The following is a 16181-nucleotide window of genomic DNA, read 5'->3' as shown; positions in this document are numbered from 1 at the left end:
AATTATGAACAAGCTATTGGGATGGTATGTTAAGTTTTTAACCTTCTTTCCTCGATGGCTAAGAAGGCTTATAATTTGGGGTATTATTTTGCAAATTGCAATTTTAGGTTGGATTAAGTTAATTCGCGAATAGTAAGATAGCTCCTTTCTGTGCATAGTTTTGTTTGTACTATATTGATTGCGCTAAAAAATTACACATATAGAAAGGATGAGATGAATGACAAGATTGAAGCAAGTTTTTGGTATTATTATTAGTTTTTTTGTTTTTTGGTTTAGTATGCTCGGTGTACAAATGTTTGCTGAGTTTTTAGATATTGAGTCATTGAAATTTGTTGCGGGAAAGACTGAGGCGGCGCGTGCTTTTTACTCTCCGTACCCGTTTTTAATTGTTTTTCTTATTACACTGCTTTCCCTATACTTCTTCGTAATTAAGCTAGGGAAACCGAAAAAAGAAAAACTCCCTACTTTAGAGGAAAAGAAGGAAGAATTACAATGATAAAAATCCCCTGCTAAAAAGCAGGGGATTTTTATGTTTGAGTGATGGCAGGAATCGATTCTGAGCGAGCCGCTTCCGCTTTTAGATATTATCCAGTTCCAGCGGCTAGAATGGTCGGTGGCTTCGCGTCTTCCTGTGAGGCAAAAAGCGCCTCTACGTCAGAAGCTCCATCCCCCTCTCATTCTGAGCGAGCCGCTTCTGCTTTTAAACTGGCCTAACCAGTTCAAATTGTTCTCCTAATTTTGCATAGTTGTGTCCTGCTAGGCGGCTTATTGGTTTGAGTCCTTCTGCGTGAATGCGCCCTTTTTCATATAGATGCTCGGCAACGTGGAAACGAACGACGCGTCCAATTAGTAGATCACAAGCTGGTGAGTCTTCTGTTCCACCAAGTGGAATTGCACGTTCTAATATACATTCCATTCGAATATTTGCTTCTTTTACACCTGGAACAGAGATGACTTCACTTTCAATTGGTGTTAGTTTTGCTAGTTCAATTTCACTTTCATTTGGCGGGAGATTAGCTGCTGTTTCGTTAATTGCTTCTACGTAAGATTCATCAGAAATATGTACGACAAACTCACCTTTTTCAATTGCGTTTCGGGAAGTGTCCTTTCTTTCTCCGGCTTTTCGTTGTACAGAAACAGAGATAAGTGGTGGATTAGCAGCGACAATATTGAAATAACTATATGGTGCGCCGTTTAATACACCGTCTTTTGTTACAGAAGTAACGAATGCGACAGGGCGAGGGATGATACTTCCAGTAAGTAATTTGTAATTATCTTTTTCAGTTTGTTCATTTGGATTAATGGATAACATGCTTGTAATCCCCTTTCTAAATATGAATACTTATTGTTTGTTTACAAGATATCGGTGAGAAAATCCTGCTGGAAATAATATTTTGTTTCATAAAAAGAACTTACTTCAATTGTAATGAAGTAAGTTCTTTTTCAAGAATCTCAAGATTGAGATGAAAATTAAAGTAAAACGTATGCGCCAGGTCCGATTAAAGCTACACCAACAGCAACAGCGATTAACATTAAATTATATTCATATCCGTTTTGTGTCACCCAGTAACCATTTTTCCCGTGAACAGTGAAGATAGCCATTAACATTGTTCCAACGATAAATAATGAGCCAACTATAATGAAAATACCTGATGCGAATAAGAAACCACCTAGTAATTCAGTTGCACCAGCCATAAATGCCATAAATACACCAGGACGTAAACCGATTGATTCCATCCAGCCACCTGTTCCTTTTAAACCGTAACCGCCGAACCAACCAAATAATTTCTGAGCACCATGACCCATGAATGTAATTCCTATAATAAGACGAATAATAAGAAGACCGAAATCCATCATTTTTAAAAACCTCCTAAAAGTTATTAACTTACCTTATGTAAGTGATGATAAAATAGTTACTTACTTTAGTCAAGCGGATTTTGAAAAAAGTTTGAATTAAATTTTACAAATTAACAACAAAAAACAAAATGTAGTAAAGACCTCTAGACAAGTTGGGCAAAAAAAGAGAAAATATAAATAGAAGTTAACTTCTTATTGTTATTCAGACAATCAGAATTGACTGGAATTTTGTGAAGCGCTACAATAAGAGTCTATTAGTAATGACGTAATTTATTTCGAAAGCGTTTTTACAGTATAATATTCGAAGTATGAAGTCTTACATGTATCCCGAGCTTTACTAGGGATTGCCCTATAAACTTTTAGGTAAATTATAAGGAGGACTATCCTATGTTTAAAAAATTATTTGGTCTTGGTTCAAAAACAAATGAAGAAACAATCGTAGCTCCATTAACTGGAGCAGTGAAAAATATTGAAGAAGTACCAGATCCAGTATTCGCTGGTCGTATGATGGGTGACGGTGTTGCAATCGATCCTACTGAAGGTGTAGTTGTATCTCCAGTTGATGGTGAAATCGTACAATTATTCCACACAAAACATGCTATCGGAATTAAAGCGAAAAACGGCACAGAAATTTTAATCCACGTTGGATTAGAAACTGTAAAAATGGAAGGCGAAGGTTTCGAAGCTCACGTTTCTGAAGGCCAAGCTGTAAAAGCTGGAGATAAATTAATCTCATTCGACTTAGAATTAATCCGTGAAAAAGCGAAAAGCACAATTACTCCAATCGTTATTACAAACACAGATGCAGCTGAGTCTATTAAGACAACTGTAGGCGTAACAGCTACAAAAGGTTCAACAGAAGTAATGAAAGTTACAATGAAATAATTGCTGTATAAGAGGAATCCGTTTCGTATGAAATGGATTCCTTATTTTTGTTGCATATTCAGTAGGTATGTTAAAATACTCTGGGCACTTGGAAATAGGGTTTCACATATATGTGGATAAGGCGCATTTTTCTTAGAAAAAATATAAGAGAACTGCGCTTTTTGTATATTCACATTTCTTTTGTTCTATTCTAATGTAAGTTATGATGAGTGGTAAGAAATCGAATATAGGGGTGGGGTTGGATGAAACGAGTGTTATTTGTTTGTACTGGCAATACATGTCGTAGTCCGATGGCTGAGGCGTTGCTTCGTCATCACGGAGGAGATAGGTTTGAAGTGCAATCTGCCGGTGTTTTCGCCTATCCTGGGAGCGATGCATCGGTATATGCGAAGGAAGCTTTAGCTGAAAAAGGGATTTCAATTAATCATGCCGCGCAGCAAGTAAACGAAACTTTGCTTGATTGGGCTGATATTGTCGTAACGATGACAGAAAATCATAAACACATTGTACTTGGGCATTATCCGAGTGTTGAAAAGAAATTGAATACGTTATATGGATTAACTGAAGGTATAGGTAAGGACATTTCAGATCCATTTGGAGGCTCGCTTTCTATTTATAAAAAAACGTTAGATGAGATGGAAAAACTTGTACAAACTTTACTGAAAAAACATTCAGTAGGTTGATGTTTCGTGTATAATACGATATTGGAGATCACTTCGTCCTATTGAGGTAGCGAGTGTGAAATGAAGATAATTGATTGAAACTTTGGAGGGGTAAAAATGAAAGTAGTAATAGCATCTGATCACGGCGGTATGAATATCCGCAAAGAACTTGTAAGTTTATTAGAAGAGTTAAATATTGAATATATTGATTTAGGTTGTGAATGTGAAGCTGGTTCTGTTGATTACCCTGACTTTGCGTTTCCGGCAGCTGAAATGGTAGCGAACGGTGAAGTAGATCGTGGTATTTTAGTTTGTGGGACAGGCATTGGTATGTCAATCGCAGCAAACAAAGTAAATGGTATCCGTTGTGCGTTAGTTCATGATACTTTCAGTGCGAAAGCAACGAGAGAGCATAATGACACTAACATGCTAGCAATGGGCGAGCGTGTAATTGGTGCTGGTCTAGCGCGTGATATCGCAAAAATCTGGTTAACAACTGACTATGAAGGTGGTCGTCACGAAAACCGCGTAGGAAAAATTAAAACATACGAAACAAAGTAATAGATTCTAACTATTAGTAGTGTGAAATATAATTTGGTGAACCAACCTGTGAAAGGAAGAGGCGTAATGACAGAAATCGTAAAAGTAAGAGAACAGCTACAAATGTCGCTTTCTGATTTCCAAGAACAAGCTTCATTACAAAGCGGTCAAATTTTTGTAGTGGGTTGTAGCACGAGCGAAGTGCTAGGCGAAAGAATTGGAACATCAGGAACGATGGAAGTAGCAGAGGCGATTTTTTCTGAGTTAAAACAATTTCAAGAGCGAACAGGTATTGAATTAGCGTTTCAATGTTGTGAGCATTTAAACCGTGCTTTAGTAGTTGAGAGAGAAGTAGCGATAAAATATCAATTTGAAATTGTAACAGTTACGCCTGTTAGATCAGCAGGTGGTGCATTGGGGACATATGCGTATCACAATTTGAAAGATCCGGTAGTAGTTGAGTTTATTAAAGCAGATGCAGGAATGGATATTGGTGATACATTTATTGGTATGCATTTAAAACATGTAGCTGTTCCGGTTCGTACAAGTGTGAAGGCAATTGGAAGTGCGCATGTAACGATGGCCAAAACACGTGGAAAACTAATTGGCGGAGCACGTGCTGTTTACGCGGTGACGGAAGAGACTACCACTTGCCGTTAAATATGAGAAATTAGGAAGTCATATAGTAGCTGTTTATCATAAGATAAAAGGTATGTTGTCTGACTTTATAGTAGAAGAAAGAAAAGACCGATTTTCGGTCTTTTTTTTCTTTTATGATATAGAAAGTCATGTTAGAATGTAGTTGAAAACATGAAGGTTCGAAAGAATTACAACCTGAATTTTCGTTTTTTCTGAATAAATGAGAAAAAACTGTTGGGAATCGATGTAATTCGTTCAGAAAAGGGGGATTTTGGTGGATCATTTAAAACGTCAAGATGAAAAGGTATTTGCTGCAATTGAGGCAGAACTAGGAAGACAGCGTTCAAAGATTGAGTTAATTGCTTCGGAAAACTTTGTAAGTGAAGCGGTAATGGAGGCGCAAGGTTCTGTTTTAACAAATAAGTATGCTGAAGGATATCCTGGAAAACGTTACTATGGTGGCTGTGAACACGTAGACGTAGTAGAAGATATCGCACGTGATCGCGTAAAAGAAATTTTTGGCGCAGAGCACGTAAACGTTCAACCACACTCTGGTGCACAAGCGAACATGGCAGTATACTTCACAATTTTAGAGCAAGGCGATACAGTACTTGGTATGAATTTATCTCATGGTGGTCACTTAACACACGGAAGCCCTGTTAACTTCAGTGGAGTACAATATAATTTCGTAGAATATGGCGTGGATGCTGACTCTCACCGTATTAATTACGATGATGTATTAGCAAAAGCGAAAGAACATAAACCAAAATTAATCGTTGCAGGTGCAAGTGCATACCCTCGTGTTATCGATTTCAAACGATTCCGTGAGATTGCAGATGAAGTGGGTGCATACTTAATGGTGGATATGGCACATATCGCTGGTTTAGTAGCTGCTGGCTTACATCCAAATCCAGTACCACATGCACATTTCGTTACAACGACAACACATAAAACGTTACGTGGTCCGCGCGGTGGTATGATTTTATGTGAAGAGAAGTTTGCAAAACAAATTGATAAATCAATCTTCCCTGGTATTCAAGGTGGTCCACTTATGCACGTAATCGCTGCAAAAGCTGTTGCGTTTGGTGAGACACTTCAAGAGGATTTCAAAACGTATGCACAAAATATCATTAACAATGCGAACCGCTTAGCTGAAGGTCTTCAAAAAGAAGGACTTACACTTGTTTCTGGCGGAACAGACAATCACTTAATCTTGATTGATGTTCGTAACCTAGAAATCACAGGTAAAGTAGCAGAGCACGTATTAGATGAAGTTGGTATTACAGTGAACAAAAATACAATTCCATTTGAAACAGCAAGCCCATTTGTAACAAGTGGTGTACGTATCGGTACAGCAGCTGTAACATCTCGTGGTTTCGGTTTAGAAGAAATGGATGAAATTGCGTCACTTATTGCTTATACATTAAAAAATCATGAGAATGAAGCTGCATTAGAAGAAGCACGTAAGCGTGTAGAAGCGTTAACGAGCAAATTCTCAATGTATCCAAATCTATAATAGATTGAAGAAGACTGCTGAAACGTAATTGTTTTGGCAGTCTTTTTTGTGGACATATATTATTTTTAAAGTATGTATACAAATGATGAATAAATTTTGGCGATATAATGAAGGATACAGCTCCCATAATTGGTAAAGATACTAGATAGATTCATCGTAAAATCATGATTTTGCCAAATTTGCCCTTGAATATTAGTAGCGTTTTCTTTACAATCGTAAATAGTGTAAAAAAGCGTGCAAACGCATGAATATCATCTAAAGGAGAGATTCACATGGGAAAACTGTATGTATTTGATCACCCGTTAATTCAACATAAGATTACATATATTCGCGATAAGAATACAGGTACGAAAGATTTTCGTGAATTAGTGGACGAAGTAGCAAGCTTAATGGCTTTCGAAATTACTCGCGACCTTCCGCTTAAGGATATTGAAATTGAAACGCCTGTAAGCAAAGCGACAACAAAAGTGATCGCTGGTAAAAAACTTGGTTTAATTCCGATTTTACGTGCAGGTTTAGGAATGGTTGATGGAATTCTGAAATTAATTCCAGCAGCAAAAGTAGGACACGTTGGTTTATACCGTGACCCTAAAACATTGCAACCGGTAGAATACTATGTGAAACTTCCAACGGATGTAGAAGAGCGTGACTTTATCGTACTAGATCCGATGCTAGCAACAGGTGGTTCTGCGGCTGAAGCAATTAACTCTCTGAAAAAGCGCGGTGCGAAACAAATTAAATTAATGTGTATCGTTGCAGCTCCAGAAGGGGTAAAAGTAGTACAAGAAGAACATCCCGATGTTGATATTTATGTAGCAGCATTAGATGAGAAATTAAATGACCACGGATATGTAGTACCAGGTCTTGGTGATGCTGGTGACCGTTTATTCGGAACGAAGTAAGACAACTGACGAGCAGGGGAGATTCCCCTGCTCGTTTTTTTTTGCTGTAAGCAAGTAGGGGAGAGGATAAATATACATCGTATATACAACATAAGTTGCATACACATCACATATAATATAGAAGTCTTACGTCTGAGGAACACTATATTATGGAAGAAAAGCGTTATATCTCGAAAATATAATAGTGACAAACTTGTGAACATTTCCTTCTATTATAAAGAGAAAACTGTTAGAAATTGCATATATGTAACCAGTATTTAGAAGGGGAACGTTTTCATTTTTGGGAGGAAATGCCTAATACTCAAATTTTTAGATTTTTTACGATTTCTCGTTGACACTGTTAATACCCTATTGTATGCTAACAACGGGGATAGATGGTAGGGCTTTCAGTGACAAAAATACATCTATTCCGTGACGAAAATGTAAACTTTTTGTTTTGTATAGGATTTATGCAAAAAAATGAGTTATTATTAACACATCGTGAATGAGGGTTACATATTGGAGGGATGAATCCTTGCAAAAAAACGATCGCAGCCATATAAAAGCATATGCTTTAATGTCAGGAATTCTTGCTCAATTAGTCGGTTCTATACTTGTTGGAATCTTTGGTGGGCAGTGGATTGATAATAAGGTTGGAACGTTTCCATTGTTTCTTATTATAGGGTTATTACTCGGGTTAGGAACAGGGGTATACGCAATGATTCGACTCATTCGACATTACTATTCGGGAGAGCAATGATGATAGACGTACATGGACTTGTCCAAAGACAAAAGAAATATATGTACTACTTGCTTGCGCTTCTAGTGCTAGGATGGGGATTTACCTCTTACAAGGATGTATTTCTTGGGCTGATTATCGGAACGATTTTCAGTTTTCTTAGTTTGCGCATCATTGCACGTAGAACAGACAAGCTGTTAGATCGCGTAACAAATGGAGAAAACGTGAAGTTTAAGGCGACAGCTGTAAGTACATATTCAAGATTCGCCACGATTGGGTTATTAATTTTATTTGCAGCCAAATATCAAGAGTTAATTGCGATGTGGGGCTTAGGTGTAGGATTGCTGACAGGATACCTTGTCATGATCATAGATTTTCTTTATTTAGAGTATAAGAGCAGGGAAGAGAGGTGAATTACTAGTGGAACACGGTAAATTAGTTGAATTTCTAGGTTTAACGTTCGATTTGTCATCAGTTATGATGGTTACTGTAGCAGCAGTTATTGTTTTCTTAATCGCTGTTATCGGAACTCGCAGCTTAGCCCTTCGCCCAACCGGGATGCAAAACTTCATGGAATGGGTGTTTGACTTCGTGAAAGGGATTATCAATAGTACGATGGACTGGAAAACAGGTGGACGTTTCTTAACGCTTGGCGTTACGCTTATCATGTTTATCATCGTATCGAACTTCCTTGGTTTACCATTCATGTATTCAGCAACTGAAGCTGGCGAACATATTGCATGGTGGAGGTCACCAACGTCTGATCCAGCAGTTACATTAACATTAGCCGTGATGGTAGTTACCCTCACCCATTATTATGGAATTAAGATGAAGGGTACGAAAGAGTATGTTAAAGGTTATTTCCAACCTATGAAATTCTTATTCCCATTAAAGGTTATTGAGGAGTTTGCTAACACATTAACGTTAGGTCTTCGTTTATTCGGTAACATTTATGCAGGTGAGATCTTATTAGGATTACTTGCTAAGTTAGGCGGGGCATCATTCCTTGGAGCATTAGGTGCGCTTGTACCGATGTTAGCATGGATGGGATTCAGTGTATTCGTTGGATCAATCCAAGCATTTATTTTCGTTATGTTAACGATGGTTTATATGGCTCATAAAGTAAGTCATGACCATTAATATAATTTAAGTAAGAAAAAATTTATTTTTTTATAATACAAAGGAGGACAAATTAAATGAGTTTAGGTGTAATCGCAGCTGCAATTGCAATTGGTTTATCAGCATTAGGTGCAGGTATTGGTAACGGTCTTATCGTATCACGTACAATCGAAGGTGTTGCTCGTCAACCAGAATTAAAAGGCGCACTTCAAACAATTATGTTCATCGGGGTTGCTTTAGTTGAGGCACTTCCAATCATCGGTGTAGTTATTGCATTCATCGTAATGAACAAATAAGGGAGACTCCCCTTACATAGATGGCGAAGAGTGTTTTTCCGAACTTTCTTCGCCATTGCTTTATGAACGAAACGTATGTCTTTTTTTTTCATATGATCAATTTAGATATTTTGAAGGGAGTGAATCCTTGTGCCAACTTTATTATTAGGAGCTGCCATTCCATTTGGAACGATTGCTTATACATTGTTCATTTTCTTAATTCTATTAGTAATGCTACGCAAATTTGCGTGGGGTCCTTTAATGGGAATTATGAAAGAACGTGAAGAGCATGTTACTAATGAAATCGACGCTGCAGAAAGAAGTAACGCTGAAGCGAAGAAGTTAGTAGAAGAACAACGTGAAATGTTAAAACAATCGCGTGTTGAAGCACAAGAGTTAATCGAAAGAGCGAAAAAACAAGCTGTAGATCAAAAAGATGTGATTGTTGCTGCTGCGAAAGAAGAAGCAGAATCAATTAAAGCATCTGCTGTACAAGAAATTCAACGCGAAAAAGAGCAAGCAATTGCTGCTTTACAAGAACAAGTCGCTTCTTTATCTGTTCAAATTGCTTCTAAAGTAATTGAAAAAGAATTAAAAGAAGAAGATCAAGTTAAGTTAATTCGCGATTATATTAAAGAAGTAGGAGAAGCGCGATGAGCAATGGGATTGTAGCAAAACGTTATGCTGTCGCTCTTTTTAAAATTGCAAAAGAAAAACACGTATTAGAAATGTTTGAAGAAGAATTACGCCTTGTACAAAACGTTTATGTAAAGAACGGGGAACTACATAGCTTTTTAACGCAACCAAACATTTCAAAAGAGCAGAAGAAAACGTTTCTTGCAAACGTATTCGGATCTGTTTCTGAATCAATTTTAAATACGTTATATATTTTAATTGATAACAAGCGTATTGATATCTTACCTGAAATTGCAGATGAATATGTTGTTCTTGCTAATGAAGAACGTAACGTAGCGGATGCAACTGTATATTCTATTCGTCTTCTATCTGAAGAAGAGAAGCTTAACATTGCAGAAGCATTTGCAAAGAGAACGGGAAAAGATGCAATTCGCGTGAAAAATGTTGTAGATGAAGATTTACTAGGCGGAATTAAAGTACGTATTGGAAATCGCATTTATGACGGAAGTTTACAAGGAAAATTAGCACGTATTCAGCGTGAATTAATGAAGAATAGATAGGGGTGAAGCACATGAGCATCAGAGCTGAAGAAATTAGCGCACTGATAAAGCAACAAATCGAGAACTATCAGTCTGAAATCGAAGTTAGTGATGTTGGTACAGTTATCCAAGTTGGTGACGGTATTGCGCGTGCTCATGGTCTTGATAACGTTATGGCTGGTGAACTTGTAGAGTTCTCTAACGGCGTTATGGGACTAGCACAAAACTTAGAGGAAAACAACGTAGGTATTATCATTTTAGGACCTTACACAGAAATCCGTGAAGGTGACGAAGTTCGTCGTACTGGTCGCATCATGCAAGTACCAGTAGGAAAAGAACTAATTGGTCGTGTTGTAAACCCATTAGGTCAACCAGTTGATGGTTTAGGCCCAATCAATACAACAAACACTCGTCCAATCGAAAGTCCAGCACCAGGTGTAATGGATCGTAAATCTGTTCATGAGCCACTTCAAACAGGTATTAAAGCGATCGATGCTCTTGTACCAATTGGCCGTGGTCAACGTGAGTTAATCATCGGTGACCGTCAAACTGGTAAAACAGCAGTTGCACTTGATACAATCATTAACCAAAAAGATGAAGATATGATTTGTATCTATGTAGCTATCGGACAAAAAGAATCAACTGTACGTAACGTAGTAGAAACACTACGTAAGCACGGTGCATTAGAGTACACAATCGTTGTAACTGCATCTGCTTCTCAACCAGCTCCATTATTATACTTAGCTCCTTATGCTGGTGTAACAATGGGTGAAGAGTTCATGTACAATGGTAAACACGTATTAGTAGTATATGATGACTTATCAAAACAAGCAGCGGCTTACCGTGAGCTGTCATTACTATTACGTCGTCCTCCAGGTCGTGAAGCTTATCCAGGGGATGTATTCTACTTACATTCTCGCTTATTAGAGCGTGCAGCAAAATTAAGTGATGCAAGAGGCGGCGGTTCTTTAACTGCACTACCTTTCATCGAAACACAAGCAGGGGACGTATCAGCTTACATCCCAACAAACGTAATTTCTATTACGGATGGACAAATCTTCTTACAATCTGACCTATTCTTCTCTGGCGTACGTCCAGCGATCGATGCGGGTACTTCTGTATCTCGTGTTGGTGGATCTGCTCAGATTAAAGCAATGAGTAAAGTATCAGGTACACTTCGTCTTGACCTTGCATCTTACCGTGAGTTAGAAGCGTTCGCTCAGTTCGGCTCTGACCTTGATAAAGCAACTCAAGCGAAACTAAACCGTGGTGCTCGTACTGTTGAGGTATTAAAACAAGGATTACACAAACCGTTACGTGTAGAGAAACAAGTTATCATTCTTTACGCTTTAACACGTGGATTCCTAGATGATATCCCAGTAGTAGATATCACTCGTTTCGAAGAAGAATTCCATGCTTGGTTAGATTCTAATGCGACTGACTTATTAGAAGAAATCCGCACAACTAAGAAACTTGCGGATGACGACAAATTTGCAGCAGCAATTAACGGATTTAAAAAAGTATTCGTAGCTTCTGAGTAATAAAAGCGGAAGCGGCTCGTCCTGAATGTGAGGGGGAAGAAGTGAAGCCACCGAACATTCAAGCCGCTGGAGCTAGATAATAATATATATAGGCATCTCAATCTTTGAGATTGCTGACGGTTATGTAAAGGAAAAGAGTAGGTGCACCTATTCTTTTCCTTCAATCATGAGCAAGAATATCTTGCAACGTAGATTAGGAAGAGGATTCTTACTAATCGTGCCAACTTCCGGAAAAAAGGTGGTGAAAACCTGTGGCATCTTTACGCGATATAAAAGCGAAGATTACCTCGACAAAGAAAACGAGTCAAATTACGAAAGCGATGGAGATGGTATCTGCATCTAAGTTAAACCGTGCAGAACAAAATGCTAAATCTTTCGTTCCGTATATGGAAAAGATTCAAGAAGTAGTAGCGAGCATTGCGCAAGGAAGTAAAGGAATTAATCATCCGATGCTAAATGCGCGTCCTGTAAAGCGTACAGGATACATCGTTATTACATCTGATCGCGGACTAGCAGGTGGTTATAACAGTAACGTATTACGTACAGTGAGTAACGTAATTCGTGAACGTCATAATATGGATTCAAACCAATATTCAATTATTGTGCTTGGACGACTAGGACGTGATTATTTAAAACGTCGCGGCTTTAACATCATTGATGAAGTAGTTGGATTATCTGACCACCCATCATTTACTGATATTAAAGATCTTGCTTCTCGAGCAATTGCGATGTTTGCAGATGGTGCTTATGATGAGCTGTATATTTACTACAACCATTACGTAAGTAAAATTTCACAAGAAGTAACGGAAAATAAAATTTTACCGCTTACTGATGTGGCGTCTGATAAACCGACGACAGCTTATGAATTCGAACCTTCTGAAGAAGAGATTTTAAAAGTACTATTGCCACAATACGCAGAAAGCTTAGTGTACGGTGCATTACTAGATGGTAAAGCAAGTGAGCACGCAGCGCGTATGACAGCAATGAAGAGTGCTACAGACAACGCAATGGAAGTTATCGATTCACTTACACTTTCATTCAACCGTGCGCGTCAGGCAGCGATTACGCAAGAAATTACGGAAATCGTTGGTGGAGCAGCAGCGTTAGAATAGTATTAAAAGCGGAAGCGGTTCGTTCAGAATGAGAGGGAGATGGAGCTTTTGACGTAGAGGCGATTTGTGCCTCGTAGGAAAAAGCGAAGTCACCGAACATTCTAACCGCCGGAGCTAGATTCAATAAAAAGCGTAGGTGACTTGCTCAGAAGGGAAGGGCATTGGAACTCCTGACAAAGAGGCGTTCTTTGCCTCGTAGGAAGGGGTGAAATGACCGACCCTTCTAGCCACCGGAGCTAGATTCAATAAAAAGCGTAGGTGACTTGCTCAGAAGGGAAGGGCATTGGAACTCCTGACAAAGAGGCGTTCTTTGCCTCGTAGGAAGGGGTGAAATGACCGACCCTTCTAGCCACCGGAGCTAGATTCAATAAAAAGCGGAAGCGGCTCTTTCAAAAGAGTCGCGTAAGCTAAACTAATAAAAAATTAAAAGCCAACTTCTCTTAGAAAGCTGGCTAATTAAAAGAAAGCTAGGAGGGAACCCGATGAATAAAGGGCGCGTTACGCAAATCATGGGTCCGGTTGTAGACGTTAAGTTTGATGGCGGAAAGCTACCAGAAATCTACAACGCCCTTACGGTAAAACAAAGCAACGAAAACGGAAGCATGAACTTAACATTTGAAGTTGCACTTCATTTAGGTGATGATACAGTTCGTACAGTTGCGATGTCTTCCACAGATGGACTTGTTCGTGGCACAGAAGTAGAAGATACTGGTAAAGCAATTTCTGTACCAGTTGGTGATGTAACACTTGGACGTGTATTCAACGTATTAGGTGATGCAATTGACTTAGATGGTGAACTTCCTGCGGATGTACACCGTGATCCAATTCACCGTCAAGCACCTGCATTCGAAGAATTATCTACTAAAGTAGAAATTCTTGAAACTGGTATTAAAGTAGTAGACTTACTTGCTCCTTACATTAAGGGTGGTAAGATCGGCCTATTCGGTGGTGCCGGTGTAGGTAAAACAGTATTAATTCAGGAATTAATTAACAACATCGCACAAGAGCACGGTGGTATCTCTGTATTCGCTGGTGTAGGTGAGCGTACTCGTGAGGGTAATGACTTATACCACGAAATGAGCGATTCTGGCGTAATCAAGAAAACTGCGATGGTATTCGGACAAATGAACGAGCCACCTGGAGCACGTCAACGTGTTGCATTAACAGGTTTAACAATGGCTGAGCATTTCCGTGATGAGCAAGGACAAGACGTACTTCTGTTCATCGATAACATCTTCCGTTTCACGCAAGCGGGTTCTGAAGTATCTGCCCTTCTTGGTCGTATGCCATCTGCGGTAGGTTACCAACCAACACTTGCAACAGAAATGGGTCAATTACAAGAGCGTATTACATCTACAAATAAAGGGTCTATCACGTCTATCCAAGCGGTATATGTACCAGCCGATGACTATACTGACCCAGCACCAGCTACAACGTTCGCTCACTTAGATGCAACAACAAACTTAGAGCGTCGTTTAACACAAATGGGTATTTACCCAGCCGTAGATCCATTAGCATCTACATCTCGTGCACTGTCTCCAGAAATCGTAGGAGAAGAACATTATGAAGTAGCTCGTCAAGTACAACAAACTTTACAACGTTATAAAGAACTTCAAGATATCATCGCTATCTTAGGTATGGATGAGTTATCTGAAGAAGATAAGTTAGTTGTACATCGTGCTCGTCGTATTCAATTCTTCTTATCTCAAAACTTCCACGTAGCTGAGCAGTTTACAGGTCAAAAAGGTTCTTACGTACCTGTAAAAAATACAGTTAGTGGTTTCAAAGAAATTCTAGAAGGAAAATATGATGACCTTCCAGAAGATGCATTCCGCTTAGTAGGTGGCATTGAAGAAGTTATTGAAAACGCGAAGAAAATGATGGCGTAAGGCCTTAGGAGGGACGAAGTATGAAGACATTTCCAGTCAGTATTGTAACTCCTGATGGACCGGTTTACGAAAAAGAAGTAGAAATGGTAAGTGTAAAAGCAGAGAGTGGGGAAATGGGGATCTTACCAGGTCACATTCCAACTGTTGCACCATTAAAAATTAGTGCAGTTCGTCTGAAAAATGGTGGACACACTGATTATGTAGCAGTAAGTGGTGGCTTTATCGAAGTTCGTCCAGATAAAGTGACTGTATTATCATCATCTGCTGAAGAAGCAAACCATATCGATATCCATCGTGCAAATGAAGCGAAGCGTCGCGCTGAGCAACGTATGCAAGATAAACAAGCACATGTTGACTTTAAACGTGCAGAAATGGCCTTGCAACGTGCCGTGAACCGTTTAAACGTTTCTGATATGAAGTAAAAAAAATCCGTAAGGGCCCTTGCCTTTACGGATTTTTTGTCTATTTTATGGAGAATTTTACAAAACTGGTATAATTATATTGATGCTTGTATAAGTAGAAGTGTACAACAATTTATATTTTATGAAGGGGATGAATCAATGATTGGTGAAATGAAACGAGAAGCATTGTACTCTTTAAAGGGAAAATGGGGACTAGGTGTTGGGTCAACAATTTTATATTTTATTTTAAGTTATGTCGTTTCGATGGCTGCAATGCTTATACTATTAATTCCAGGAATTATTATATTTCTCTCAGTTGTAAGTTTAACTGGATCATTTGAAGAGGAAACGATGTCAATTGGAGCAGGTATTACCTTTGGGATTTTTTATTGCATTATGATAATTTTGAGTAACGCATCGTATGGGATTACATCATATGGTTATACAAATGTATTTTTACAGATTAGTAAACGAGAAGATGCTAAAGTAGATCACTTATTTGAAGGATTTCGCGGTTTTAAAAGAATGATGAAAACAATGTGGGCAATGCTTGCAATTTTGTTATATACAGGTACATGGATTCCGATGCTGTTAATAGGCTTATTTGCATTGTTAGGTGAAGAAGGGAATACGTCATTTGCAATAGCTTTCTTCGTGCTATTAGCGATTTCAATTGTTGGTATGATTGTGATGTATTTTTCTTATGCGCTGACGTACTATGTAATGATTGAAAATCCAGAATATAGTGTTTCGCAGGCGATGAAGGAATGTAAGAATCTTATGAAGGGGCATAAGTTAGATTTGTTTCTTTTATGGCTGAGCTTCATAGGATGGGCTATTTTAGCGCTTCTTACTTTTGGAATAGGCTTTCTTTGGCTTAGTCCGTATATGAGTACAACGACAGCATACTTTTATCGCTACATCTCAAAAGGTGAATTGCAATAGAAACA

At 38.6% G+C, this 16181-nt stretch carries 22 protein-coding genes; 20 read left to right on the top strand and 2 right to left on the bottom strand.

The annotated features are described in order from the left end of the window. Nucleotides 1-4 precede the first annotated feature (4 nt). Together BCG9842_RS31835 and BCG9842_RS26350 are read left to right on the top strand one after the other, a co-directional pair. A complete protein-coding gene (locus BCG9842_RS31835) occupies nt 5-133 on the top strand; it encodes a hypothetical protein (protein WP_001037654.1) in 129 nt (42 codons plus the stop codon). An 84-nt stretch (nt 134-217) separates the two neighbouring features. Continuing rightward, nucleotides 218-496 carry a DUF3935 domain-containing protein gene (locus BCG9842_RS26350; protein WP_000197471.1) on the top strand — a complete coding sequence of 93 codons (279 nt, stop codon included), beginning with the start codon at nt 218-220 and terminating at the stop codon, nt 494-496. A 204-nt stretch (nt 497-700) separates the two neighbouring features. Here BCG9842_RS26350 and BCG9842_RS26345 read toward each other — a convergent pair whose 3' ends face one another. Beyond that, nucleotides 701-1312 (bottom strand): flavin reductase family protein, encoded by a 612-nt coding sequence (locus BCG9842_RS26345; RefSeq protein ID WP_000949050.1) that lies wholly within the window; start codon nt 1310-1312, stop codon nt 701-703. 158 nt (nt 1313-1470) lie between these two features. After that, entirely contained in the window at nt 1471-1857 is a 387-nt protein-coding gene (locus BCG9842_RS26340; protein WP_000968613.1) for a DoxX family protein, read from the bottom strand. A 387-nt stretch (nt 1858-2244) separates the two neighbouring features. Here BCG9842_RS26340 and BCG9842_RS26335 point away from each other — a divergent pair, with 387 nt between their 5' ends. From BCG9842_RS26335 to BCG9842_RS26255, 18 genes are all read left to right on the top strand, one after another. Then, the gene (locus BCG9842_RS26335; RefSeq protein WP_000473666.1) at nt 2245-2742 is read left to right on the top strand and encodes a PTS sugar transporter subunit IIA; all 498 of its coding nucleotides are present in this window, start codon (nt 2245-2247) and stop codon (nt 2740-2742) included. A 242-nt stretch (nt 2743-2984) separates the two neighbouring features. Further along, nucleotides 2985-3425 carry a low molecular weight protein arginine phosphatase gene (locus BCG9842_RS26330; protein WP_000832378.1) on the top strand — a complete coding sequence of 147 codons (441 nt, stop codon included), beginning with the start codon at nt 2985-2987 and terminating at the stop codon, nt 3423-3425. Nucleotides 3426-3521: 96 nt separating this feature from the next. After that, on the top strand, nt 3522-3965 hold the full coding sequence (rpiB, locus tag BCG9842_RS26325) for a ribose 5-phosphate isomerase B (RefSeq protein WP_000869542.1): 444 nt from the start codon (nt 3522-3524) through the stop codon (nt 3963-3965). A 66-nt stretch (nt 3966-4031) separates the two neighbouring features. Then, entirely contained in the window at nt 4032-4604 is a 573-nt protein-coding gene (locus BCG9842_RS26320) for a TIGR01440 family protein (RefSeq protein ID WP_000136383.1), read from the top strand. Between the two features lie 253 nt (nt 4605-4857). Beyond that, complete coding sequence (glyA, locus tag BCG9842_RS26315) at nt 4858-6099, top strand: serine hydroxymethyltransferase (RefSeq protein ID WP_000349800.1); 1242 nt, start codon at nt 4858-4860, stop codon at nt 6097-6099. A 272-nt stretch (nt 6100-6371) separates the two neighbouring features. Further along, nucleotides 6372-7001: a uracil phosphoribosyltransferase gene (gene upp / locus BCG9842_RS26310; protein WP_000517539.1), complete on the top strand. Its 630-nt coding sequence runs from the start codon at nt 6372-6374 to the stop codon at nt 6999-7001. A 374-nt stretch (nt 7002-7375) separates the two neighbouring features. Continuing rightward, a complete protein-coding gene (locus tag BCG9842_RS30700; protein ID WP_000232961.1) occupies nt 7376-7489 on the top strand; it encodes a DUF4024 domain-containing protein in 114 nt (37 codons plus the stop codon). 26 nt (nt 7490-7515) lie between these two features. Then, the gene (locus tag BCG9842_RS26305; protein ID WP_001171223.1) at nt 7516-7740 is read left to right on the top strand and encodes an AtpZ/AtpI family protein; all 225 of its coding nucleotides are present in this window, start codon (nt 7516-7518) and stop codon (nt 7738-7740) included. Further along, nucleotides 7740-8132, top strand: a complete 393-nt coding sequence (locus tag BCG9842_RS26300) for an ATP synthase subunit I (RefSeq protein WP_000567600.1) — start codon at nt 7740-7742, stop codon at nt 8130-8132. Before BCG9842_RS26305 ends, BCG9842_RS26300 begins: the two co-directional genes overlap by 1 nt. Nucleotides 8133-8139: 7 nt before the next feature. Further along, a complete protein-coding gene (gene atpB / locus BCG9842_RS26295; protein WP_000399870.1) occupies nt 8140-8859 on the top strand; it encodes a F0F1 ATP synthase subunit A in 720 nt (239 codons plus the stop codon). Nucleotides 8860-8915: 56 nt separating this feature from the next. Next, nucleotides 8916-9134 carry a F0F1 ATP synthase subunit C gene (gene atpE / locus BCG9842_RS26290; RefSeq protein ID WP_000052064.1) on the top strand — a complete coding sequence of 73 codons (219 nt, stop codon included), beginning with the start codon at nt 8916-8918 and terminating at the stop codon, nt 9132-9134. A 129-nt stretch (nt 9135-9263) separates the two neighbouring features. Beyond that, the gene (atpF, locus tag BCG9842_RS26285; RefSeq protein ID WP_001142615.1) at nt 9264-9770 is read left to right on the top strand and encodes a F0F1 ATP synthase subunit B; all 507 of its coding nucleotides are present in this window, start codon (nt 9264-9266) and stop codon (nt 9768-9770) included. Beyond that, the gene (gene atpH, locus BCG9842_RS26280; RefSeq protein WP_000064682.1) at nt 9767-10309 is read left to right on the top strand and encodes a F0F1 ATP synthase subunit delta; all 543 of its coding nucleotides are present in this window, start codon (nt 9767-9769) and stop codon (nt 10307-10309) included. The genes atpF and atpH overlap by 4 nt, the downstream gene beginning before the upstream one ends. Nucleotides 10310-10320: 11 nt before the next feature. Beyond that, a complete protein-coding gene (gene atpA / locus BCG9842_RS26275; protein ID WP_000027521.1) occupies nt 10321-11829 on the top strand; it encodes a F0F1 ATP synthase subunit alpha in 1509 nt (502 codons plus the stop codon). Nucleotides 11830-12080: 251 nt separating this feature from the next. Then, nucleotides 12081-12941, top strand: coding sequence for a F0F1 ATP synthase subunit gamma (atpG, locus tag BCG9842_RS26270; RefSeq protein ID WP_000157703.1), 861 nt, complete (start codon nt 12081-12083; stop codon nt 12939-12941). A gap of 482 nt (nt 12942-13423) precedes the next feature. Continuing rightward, a complete protein-coding gene (gene atpD, locus BCG9842_RS26265) occupies nt 13424-14830 on the top strand; it encodes a F0F1 ATP synthase subunit beta (protein ID WP_001032597.1) in 1407 nt (468 codons plus the stop codon). A gap of 20 nt (nt 14831-14850) precedes the next feature. Continuing rightward, nucleotides 14851-15252 (top strand): F0F1 ATP synthase subunit epsilon, encoded by a 402-nt coding sequence (gene atpC / locus BCG9842_RS26260; protein WP_000847214.1) that lies wholly within the window; start codon nt 14851-14853, stop codon nt 15250-15252. Between the two features lie 138 nt (nt 15253-15390). Then, nucleotides 15391-16176 (top strand): DUF975 family protein, encoded by a 786-nt coding sequence (locus tag BCG9842_RS26255; RefSeq protein WP_000578834.1) that lies wholly within the window; start codon nt 15391-15393, stop codon nt 16174-16176. Nucleotides 16177-16181 lie beyond the last annotated feature (5 nt).

The sequence above is a fragment of the Bacillus cereus G9842 genome (assembly GCF_000021305.1).
GTDB lineage: Bacteria > Bacillota > Bacilli > Bacillales > Bacillaceae_G > Bacillus_A > Bacillus_A thuringiensis_S.
Note: the sequence above shows the minus strand (reverse complement) of the source record. Positions and strands in the feature narration are given on the sequence as shown.

Coding starts and splice junctions, on each gene's coding strand:
- BCG9842_RS31835 (WP_001037654.1), top strand. CDS start 5: ATGAACAAGCTATTGGGATGGTATGTTAAGTTTTTAACCTTCTTTCCT.
- BCG9842_RS26350 (WP_000197471.1), top strand. CDS start 218: ATGACAAGATTGAAGCAAGTTTTTGGTATTATTATTAGTTTTTTTGTT.
- BCG9842_RS26345 (WP_000949050.1), bottom strand. CDS start 1,312: ATGTTATCCATTAATCCAAATGAACAAACTGAAAAAGATAATTACAAA.
- BCG9842_RS26340 (WP_000968613.1), bottom strand. CDS start 1,857: ATGATGGATTTCGGTCTTCTTATTATTCGTCTTATTATAGGAATTACA.
- BCG9842_RS26335 (WP_000473666.1), top strand. CDS start 2,245: ATGTTTAAAAAATTATTTGGTCTTGGTTCAAAAACAAATGAAGAAACA.
- BCG9842_RS26330 (WP_000832378.1), top strand. CDS start 2,985: ATGAAACGAGTGTTATTTGTTTGTACTGGCAATACATGTCGTAGTCCG.
- rpiB (WP_000869542.1), top strand. CDS start 3,522: ATGAAAGTAGTAATAGCATCTGATCACGGCGGTATGAATATCCGCAAA.
- BCG9842_RS26320 (WP_000136383.1), top strand. CDS start 4,032: ATGACAGAAATCGTAAAAGTAAGAGAACAGCTACAAATGTCGCTTTCT.
- upp (WP_000517539.1), top strand. CDS start 6,372: ATGGGAAAACTGTATGTATTTGATCACCCGTTAATTCAACATAAGATT.
- BCG9842_RS30700 (WP_000232961.1), top strand. CDS start 7,376: ATGGTAGGGCTTTCAGTGACAAAAATACATCTATTCCGTGACGAAAAT.
- BCG9842_RS26300 (WP_000567600.1), top strand. CDS start 7,740: ATGATAGACGTACATGGACTTGTCCAAAGACAAAAGAAATATATGTAC.
- atpE (WP_000052064.1), top strand. CDS start 8,916: ATGAGTTTAGGTGTAATCGCAGCTGCAATTGCAATTGGTTTATCAGCA.
- atpH (WP_000064682.1), top strand. CDS start 9,767: ATGAGCAATGGGATTGTAGCAAAACGTTATGCTGTCGCTCTTTTTAAA.
- atpA (WP_000027521.1), top strand. CDS start 10,321: ATGAGCATCAGAGCTGAAGAAATTAGCGCACTGATAAAGCAACAAATC.
- atpD (WP_001032597.1), top strand. CDS start 13,424: ATGAATAAAGGGCGCGTTACGCAAATCATGGGTCCGGTTGTAGACGTT.
- atpC (WP_000847214.1), top strand. CDS start 14,851: ATGAAGACATTTCCAGTCAGTATTGTAACTCCTGATGGACCGGTTTAC.
- BCG9842_RS26255 (WP_000578834.1), top strand. CDS start 15,391: ATGATTGGTGAAATGAAACGAGAAGCATTGTACTCTTTAAAGGGAAAA.